The sequence below is a fragment of the Megasphaera sp. UBA4382 genome (assembly GCF_002391155.1).
In the GTDB taxonomy this organism is placed as follows: domain Bacteria; phylum Bacillota; class Negativicutes; order Veillonellales; family Megasphaeraceae; genus Megasphaera; species Megasphaera hexanoica.
Genome location: NZ_DGRS01000020.1, coordinates 1 through 7,838, shown reverse-complemented (window position 1 = coordinate 7,838; position 7,838 = coordinate 1). Strand labels below are relative to the sequence as shown.

The window sequence follows — 7,838 nt, the reverse complement described above, 5'->3', positions numbered from 1 at the left end:
AGCTGGTATGACTGGTCCATGAGACTGCGGCTGGGTGAAAGGAGCGTATAAGCTCCCATGCGGCATAGACGGCTGTAGGCATAGCGGCGGGTCTTGATGGCAGCCAGTGCCTCTTTGTACGTGACGGACTCCTGCATACAGCGGTGCCAGCGGTTCTCCAGCCCTTCGTTAAAGGCCGGGAGCTGGCGGAGCTTTTCTGGTGTCAGCAGCCTGTTCTGGAAGAGAATGAAATCGCCATAGCGGTCATAATCGGTGTATGCTCCCTGTGAGAGGAGCGCGGCCATATCTCCCCGGGCTTGTGGTGTCAGATAGCGGTGAAGATGCTGGCAGCGGCCTGTCTGGATTATATCCTGACGCAGGGCAGAGGCGCTGGCAAAGGAATGGGCCAGCGACGGGTCGTGATGGTTGCCCTGACGCAGGATTGGCCAGAACTGCAGGGACAGGTCCTGTTGCACGATGGCTTTGGCGTAGGATGCCGCCAGCAGGGCATTGGGCTGATCCAGAAGTAAGGCCGTTTGTTCCCGAATCCGGGCAGCCAGGGCTATAGTCTGCCGGCGTCCGGCCGTTTCCCTGCCCCGGCAGGGCCGGATATCCTGTGCAGCCCGGGCCAGAGCGTAAAAATCGTCTGCCGTGCCCCGTTCGACGCCACAGGCCAGATGGCTGCATCCCAGCCGGGACGCCAGCCATACGCCTCCCAGGGCGAATCCGTCGGCACTGGACAGACTATAGACCGCTGGCAGTTCAAAGACCAGATCGGCCCCGCCTTCAACAGCCCAGGCGGCACGATGCCACTTATCGAATAATGCCGGTTCGCCCCGCTGGACAAAAGAACCGCTCATGATGACCACAATCAGCGACTGGGGACCGGCCTGCTGCCGTACCTGGGACAGCAGCCAGGCGTGGCCTGTATGAAAGGGATTAAATTCTGCAATAACGGCAATACGCTTCATACCATACTCCTCGGACATACATATCCTATGTATTATGCTATTTCTTCTTCAATACATTAATCATAATATATATATGAATAAAAAGAAAGGAAACAGTCGATTTGCCCGGCAGATTGACAAATTATCCTTTTTCTCTTATGGAGAATATGTTATAATGAAACCAGTCTGTGAGAAAGTATAATAGGTGATAGCATGAAACGAATGAGAAAGTTCCTGGTAACGGTGCTTGCGGCTTCGACAATACTCATGACTGGCTGCAGCAATGCATCGATTCTGGAAGAATATAGCTTTGGCTATACACAGTTGAAAAGCGGTAATTCCGAAGTATACCTCATGACTCCTATGGAAATGGGGAAATCCCAGAATAATGATGGAACCGTATTATATGGCGCCAACGATTCCCATTGGTGGATGGCTGCCGAATCGCGTCCCGCCAGTGAAATCACCATACAGCAGTGGGCCGAAAAACCTATTTCCTTACTGGAACAGACGCATTATACAGATCTGCAAACGAAGGTCTCTGAAACGACTGTCCTCGACAGGCCGGCGACAGAAGTCCACTGTACGTTCAATCTGAATGTGCAGGGCCATGCCGTTCAGATGGTGGGGCAGAGTCTCTTCTTTGAAGATAATGGTCAGATATGGGATATTACCTACTTGTACAATCCGGCCGACCCGGTGGGCAAAGAAGTAATAGACCATGTATTTGGCCAGATAAAATAATTTCGTAAACATGAAAGAGGGTAAATTGCATGATCGTATTGGTTGTAAACTGCGGCAGCTCGTCCTTGAAATACCAGTTGGTAAACATGGACAATGAAGAAGTCATGGCAAAAGGGTTGGTAGAAAAAATCGGTCTTCCCGATTCCCAGCTGACTCACAAATGGAATGGCCAGAAAAAGGAAATCCAGCAGTCTATTCCGGATCATAAAGTCGCTGTAAAGCTCGTTCTCGATATTCTGACCGATGCCGAATGCGGCGTTATCAAATCCATGGATGCCATTGACGCGGTAGGTCACCGTGTTGTCCATGGCGGCGAAGCCTTTGCCAGCTCCACGGTAATTGACGATGAAGTCATGAAAGCCCTGGAAAAATGCTCCGCCTATGCACCCCTTCACAATCCGCCGAACATCATCGGCATCAACGCCTGCAAAGCTATCATGCCGGGCGTACCGCAGGTCGCTGTTTTCGATACAGCATTCCATCAGACCATGCCGCCGGAAGCCTTCATGTATGGCCTTCCGTATGAACTCTATAAAGAAAATGGCATCCGCCGCTACGGCTTCCATGGCACGAGCCATCGCTATGTAGCCGGCCAGATTGCCAAAGTCATGGGTGTTCCCGTTGAAAAACTCCGCATCATCAACTGCCACCTTGGCAACGGTTCTTCCCTGGCTGCCATCAAATATGGCAAATGCGTAGACACGACTATGGGCTTCACACCGCTCGCCGGCTGCCTCATGGGCACGCGCTGCGGCGATATCGACCCTGCTATCGTTACGACGGTCATGGAACAGAAAGGCCTGTCCACGAAAGAAATGGATACGCTCATGAATAAGAAATCAGGCGTACTCGGCATTTCCGGCGTTTCCAGCGACTTCCGCGATCTCGGCGAAGCTGCTAAAGAAGGCAACGAACGGGCTAAACTCGCTCTCGATATGTTCCATTATCAGGTACGCAAACTGATTGGCGCACTGGCTGCTGCTATGGGTGGCGTCGATGTCATCACCTTTACAGCCGGCGTTGGCGAAAATGGTATCGAAGATCGTGCAGCTATCTGCCAGGGCCTGGAATACCTGGGTGCCAAACTTTGCCCGACCCGCAATAACGTCCGCGGCAAAGATGCTATGATTAGCACCGATGATTCTACGGTAAAACTTTATGTCATCCCGACAAACGAAGAAATCATGATTGCCCGCGATACGAAAGAACTCGTTTCCAAATAATAAGGGCATGAAATAATACTGGCTGAGGGGGCTGGGTATGCGGCATACAACGGCGGCTGTCGTTGCGTGCTGCTGCCCGGCTCCTTTTCGTATAGGGGGGAGAATTATGGATATATTATATTGGGATATAGATGGGACACTGGTCAATACGGGAATGGCCGGCATGCATGCCATTCAGGAAGTATTTCACGAATTGCAGGGTGACGACCAGGCCGTGCCGAAAATCGCTGCCGGCGGCCGGACGGATAATTACATCTGCCAGCAGTTGCTCTATCAGGCCAGAGGCGTCATGCCTACCGATGAAGAAGTCAATCACTTCTGCCGGAATTACGAACAGAAACTGATGAAATGGCTGAAAAAAATGAAAGGTGAAGTCATTCCGCCAGCCCGGGAACTCCTGCCATATCTGGCTAAAGCCGAAGGATACCATCAATGTCTGCTCACGGGAAACAGCATCTATGGCGCTAGACTGAAACTTGATTTCTTCGACCTGACCCAGTACTTTGACTTTGACCATTCAGGATTTGCCTGTCAATTCTACTATCGCGACGACATGGCCCGCCACGCCTGGGAACTGGCGAAAAAAGCCTGGGGTGACACTATCGGTACCATGTACGTCATCGGCGACACCCCCTACGATATCCAGTGCGGCAAAGCCATCGGAGCAAAAACCATCTCCGTAGCTACCGGACGCTATACCTACGACCAGCTGGCAGAACACACTCCCTGGCGCCTACTGCATCGCCTGCCCGGACCTGAAGGATTCATGCAGATACTGAAAGGATAGTTTGCAGTGGTAAGTTTGTAGTTTGCAGAAAAAGCCGGTTTGTCGAATCGGCTGCTTTTCATACCCCAAAGATTAGCAAAATAGGACCCCCGACCGGGGACGATTCAGGATGAGAACCGTCCCCGGGCGGGGGTCCGGCATTACAATATATTCATACATTTAATTATGATAATATAAATCAATTGCATTGACATAAAACCTTGTCTGATAGTATACTATGTATATATTTAGTACGTGCTTTTTTGCACGTAAAATAGATGAGAATGTTAATTTATTGCTAAAAATAGTAAATGAGAGGAAACTAGGAACACTCGCCATTGAACTTTTTGTCAATAAGTTGCTTCTTGTCAGATACATATTTCTATCAGAAAAGAGGCTATCAAATGAAAAAGAAAATCATTTCAACTCTCGCTGCTACTATGGCTGTCGGTGCTACCTGCGCTTTCGCAGCGAATCCGTTTGTTGATGTACCGACCGATTCCTGGGCTTATAAATCCGTAGTAGAACTCGCCGACGCTGGCATTATCCAGGGGGTAGACGGCTCCTATTTCCAGGGCGACCGCAACATCACCCGTTATGAAGCAGCTGAAATGACGGCTAAAGCGATGGCTCACATGGACAAAGCTTCCGTTGAACAGCGTGCCCTTATCAATAAACTGGCTGATGAATATGCTGATGAACTGAACAGCCTCGGCGTTCGCGTATCCAATCTGGAAAAGAGAGTAGGCAATGTCAAACTTACCGGTGATGCGCGTATCCGTTTCCAGCATCAGAATGGCAATGATGATTATCGTAACGATCATTCCTGGGATTATCGTGTCCGCGTCCGGGCCAATGCCCAGGTCAATGACCGTACAACCGTAACCTATGGCATCAGCACAGGCGACCTGAATTTTGGCGATAATGGTGCAGCATCGGGCGCCGATGACGACAATGGCGATACTTTCACTGATGATGCCAAAGTAGATTACAATTTTGGCGGTGACCACTGGAATCTCAGCGTCGGCCGTACCGATACGTATATTCTCGGCGGTGACAATGCCTACGGATTCCAGTATGGCGACGTATTTGATCGTGCCGAATTGAAATACACCAGTGATCACTTCGCAGCGACTGCCGGCTATGGCAAATTTAAAGAAGGCTATGCTGCTGATGATCCTGATGCAGAAGTGGAAGGTAATGGCCTCCTCGGCGTCAAGACAGGCTATGGCGAATTAGAAGGCTTCTTTGGCGGTGGCCGCGCAGCTGGTTCGGCTGTTGGCGTATATTACAATGATTTCAGTGGCGGCGCCAAAGGCTTTAAAGCCGATGACCTCTGGGGAGCTTATGCCAGCCTGAATCTCGGTAAATGGAATGCATTTGCTAACTATGAAAAAATCAGTAATGACGTGACCGATAATCCCGAAGTATGGATTGGCAAACTGACTTATGGCAGTGCCGACAGCGAAACCCGCGGCACATGGGATGCCTGGGTTGAATACATCAACTCCGACAGAGGAGCTCTCCTCGGCGGTGCAACCAACTCCTGGCGCGATGACAGTGTTCTCGATAACGTGAAATCGTGGGGCGTAGGCATCGACTACACACTGGCTAAAAACGTAGTCCTCACAGCTGCCCAGACCTTCGCAACAGAAGCCAAACATGGTTCTGATGATCCCGATGAATTTACCGACGTAGAAATCAACTTCTTCTTCTAAAAGAAATAGTGAACAAGCTGTGTGCCAAATGGTGCGCGGCTTGTTTTTTTTACCCCTAAAATCAGCAATACAGGACCCACGACCGGTGACGGTTTCCATCCTGAATCGTCAGCGGGGCCGTCATATGCAAGGAGGATGGAGGGAGGCATAGCGGGGCTACGTTGACCGACGACGACGCAGTAGATGATGGTCACGCTGGCGAGGCAGGGAAAATAAGTCACTGGCCGTGGGTCCTAATTTATACGTTTAACTTCAAATCAATATGATGTAGATTTATATCTATGCAAAATTGGCATAAGCAATAGTTCCCGCTGGCAAAGTATGTGAAAAAAGTGGTTTTTGCTATGGCTTGTGAAGGGCATAACGATGGGACGGAGAGCGATTTTTTAACAGTTTATTTTACCGCCTGTTTTTGTTACAAATCCGATACAAATTTAAGAATGATTGAGATAAAATTTAATAAATTTTTAACTGCAAGGTTTACATTTACCCTGTAAAATGCCTGTAAAGCCCATGGTTGACACATTCTTTACGCCATTTTGACAAAAAATCAATCTTGGGGTATAATGTCATCAAGGTCGCAGGTGGGAATGTTCCCAGGCAGTGACTGAGATTGAGAGCAGACAAACTTATAGAAACCAGGGTAGTAAAAGAGAGGAAACTAGGACAACTCGCCAATGAACCCCTTGTGGAAATAAGTACAATGCTCGACCGTAATGAGTGGTAAAACTTATTTTTAGAAAAGGGGTAATTCACATGAAAACAAAAGTTTTAGCAGCTTTAGTTGCAACCATGGCTGTTGGCGCTACTTGCGCTTTCGCAGCTAACCCGTTCGTTGATGTACCGACCGATTCCTGGGCCTATAAATCCGTAGTAGAACTCGCTGACGCTGGCATTATCCAGGGCGTAGACGGCACCTACTTCCAGGGCGACCGCAACATCACCCGTTATGAAGCAGCTGAAATGACGGCTAAAGCTATGGCTCACATGGACAAAGCTTCCGTTGAACAGCGTGCCCTCATCAACAAACTGGCTGACGAATATGCTGACGAACTGAACAGCCTCGGCGTTCGCGTATCCAACCTCGAAAACAAAGTTGGTAACGTAAAACTCACTGGTGATGCTCGTATCCGTTATCGTTATCAGGACGACAACGCTAAGAGAGAAAATGATAATTCTTGGGATTATCGTGTTCGTCTCCGCGCTAATGCCCAGGTTAACGACCGTACAAAGGTAACTTATGGCATCAGCTCCAATTCTTATAGCTTTGGTAAATCTGGCGCTGCAAGTGATGATGATAACAAGACTTATACGGATCTCGCTAACGTCGATTACAACTTCGGCGGCAACAACTGGGATCTCTTGGTAGGCCGTTATACTTATGTCCTCGGTGACAAAGTTGGCTACCAGTTCGGTGATGCTTTCGATGGCGCTCAGTTGCAGTACAAAAACGATAAGTTCAAAGCTATCGCTGGCTATGGTAAATTCAAAGAAGGCGCTGGTACCTTCAAGTCAACTGATAAAGATACTTTACACGATCAGGAATCCTATGCTAATGGTGGCGAAGGTATCCTTGGCGTTAAGACCGGTTATGGCGAATTAGAAGGCTTCTTCGGCGGCGGCCGTCTTGCTGGTTCTTCTGTAGGTGTTTACTACAACGATTTCTTTGGTGCTAACAAAGACAAACATGCTTCCTTTGCTGACGATCTCTGGGGCGCTTTCGCAAGCTTCAACTTCGGCCAGAAGTGGAATCTGACTGGTAACTATGAAAAGATTAATGCTAACGATTCCAAAGCTGATGATCCGGAAGTATGGTATGGCAAACTCCAGTACGGTACAGCTTCCTTCGCAGCTCCGAAATCCTGGGATGCCTGGGTTGAATACCTCAATGCTGATCAGAATGCATTCCTCGGCGGTTCCACTAACATGTGGAGATTCTCCGATATGGACAATGTCAAATCTTGGGGTGTAGGTATCGACTACACATTCGCTAAGAATGCTATGTTCTCCGTAATGCAGACATTCGCTTCCGAAGCTAAAAACGATGCAACTGATCCGGAAGAAATGACTCGTGCAAACTTCGTATTCGTATTCTAATCCTTACGGTGCGGAATCAAAAAGGCCACTCGAAAGAGTGGTCTTTTTTTCGTTGGGAAAAGGGATAGTGGGAAAGGCCGTAGTTCGTTCGTTGCAGGTCATTCATCGAAGCCGGAAGGCCCGCAGGTGGTAGGCTGGTTTGACGGACAGAGTGTCTTTGCCGTCCCTGATAAGGGAAGGGGGACCGCTATAGCGGTGGAAGGGTTCTTACTTCCATCCAGAGTCTTACTATGAGTCCGTTTTTACATGTGGTGATGAAGCTTGTTTGCAAGGTTGGAGCCAGTCCGGCATGCTACGTCCTCGGACTCAGAAATTGGAACTCAGATGATATAAAGCCCCCTCTGCCGAAACTACGATATTC

6 protein-coding genes are annotated in these 7,838 nt (G+C 49.0%); 5 read left to right on the top strand and 1 reads right to left on the bottom strand.

The annotated features are described in order from the left end of the window. A partial coding sequence (locus B4H10_RS02050; protein WP_292018076.1) for a nucleotidyltransferase family protein occupies positions 1-950 on the bottom strand: 950 nt, incomplete at its 3' end. A gap of 192 nt (positions 951-1,142) precedes the next feature. On the opposite strand from B4H10_RS02050, the gene B4H10_RS02045 reads away from it, so the two are divergent. The 5 genes from B4H10_RS02045 (at position 1,143) to B4H10_RS02025 (ending at position 7,477) form a co-directional block, all read left to right on the top strand. Then, positions 1,143-1,673 (top strand): hypothetical protein, encoded by a 531-nt coding sequence (locus B4H10_RS02045; protein ID WP_292018075.1) that lies wholly within the window; start codon positions 1,143-1,145, stop codon positions 1,671-1,673. Positions 1,674-1,702: 29 nt separating this feature from the next. Further along, positions 1,703-2,896, top strand: a complete 1,194-nt coding sequence (locus tag B4H10_RS02040; RefSeq protein WP_059075748.1) for an acetate/propionate family kinase — start codon at positions 1,703-1,705, stop codon at positions 2,894-2,896. Positions 2,897-3,002: 106 nt separating this feature from the next. Further along, on the top strand, positions 3,003-3,683 hold the full coding sequence (locus tag B4H10_RS02035; RefSeq protein WP_292018074.1) for an HAD family hydrolase: 681 nt from the start codon (positions 3,003-3,005) through the stop codon (positions 3,681-3,683). Between the two features lie 383 nt (positions 3,684-4,066). Then, complete coding sequence (locus B4H10_RS02030; RefSeq protein ID WP_292018073.1) at positions 4,067-5,380, top strand: S-layer homology domain-containing protein; 1,314 nt, start codon at positions 4,067-4,069, stop codon at positions 5,378-5,380. A 756-nt stretch (positions 5,381-6,136) separates the two neighbouring features. Continuing rightward, a complete protein-coding gene (locus B4H10_RS02025; protein WP_292018072.1) occupies positions 6,137-7,477 on the top strand; it encodes an S-layer homology domain-containing protein in 1,341 nt (446 codons plus the stop codon). Positions 7,478-7,838 lie beyond the last annotated feature (361 nt).

Excerpts from the sequence above, each read along its gene's own strand:
- B4H10_RS02025 (WP_292018072.1), top strand. The coding sequence starts at position 6,137 with ATGAAAACAAAAGTTTTAGCAGCTTTAGTTGCAACCATGGCTGTTGGC.
- B4H10_RS02045 (WP_292018075.1), top strand. The coding sequence starts at position 1,143 with ATGAAACGAATGAGAAAGTTCCTGGTAACGGTGCTTGCGGCTTCGACA.
- B4H10_RS02040 (WP_059075748.1), top strand. The coding sequence starts at position 1,703 with ATGATCGTATTGGTTGTAAACTGCGGCAGCTCGTCCTTGAAATACCAG.
- B4H10_RS02035 (WP_292018074.1), top strand. The coding sequence starts at position 3,003 with ATGGATATATTATATTGGGATATAGATGGGACACTGGTCAATACGGGA.
- B4H10_RS02030 (WP_292018073.1), top strand. The coding sequence starts at position 4,067 with ATGAAAAAGAAAATCATTTCAACTCTCGCTGCTACTATGGCTGTCGGT.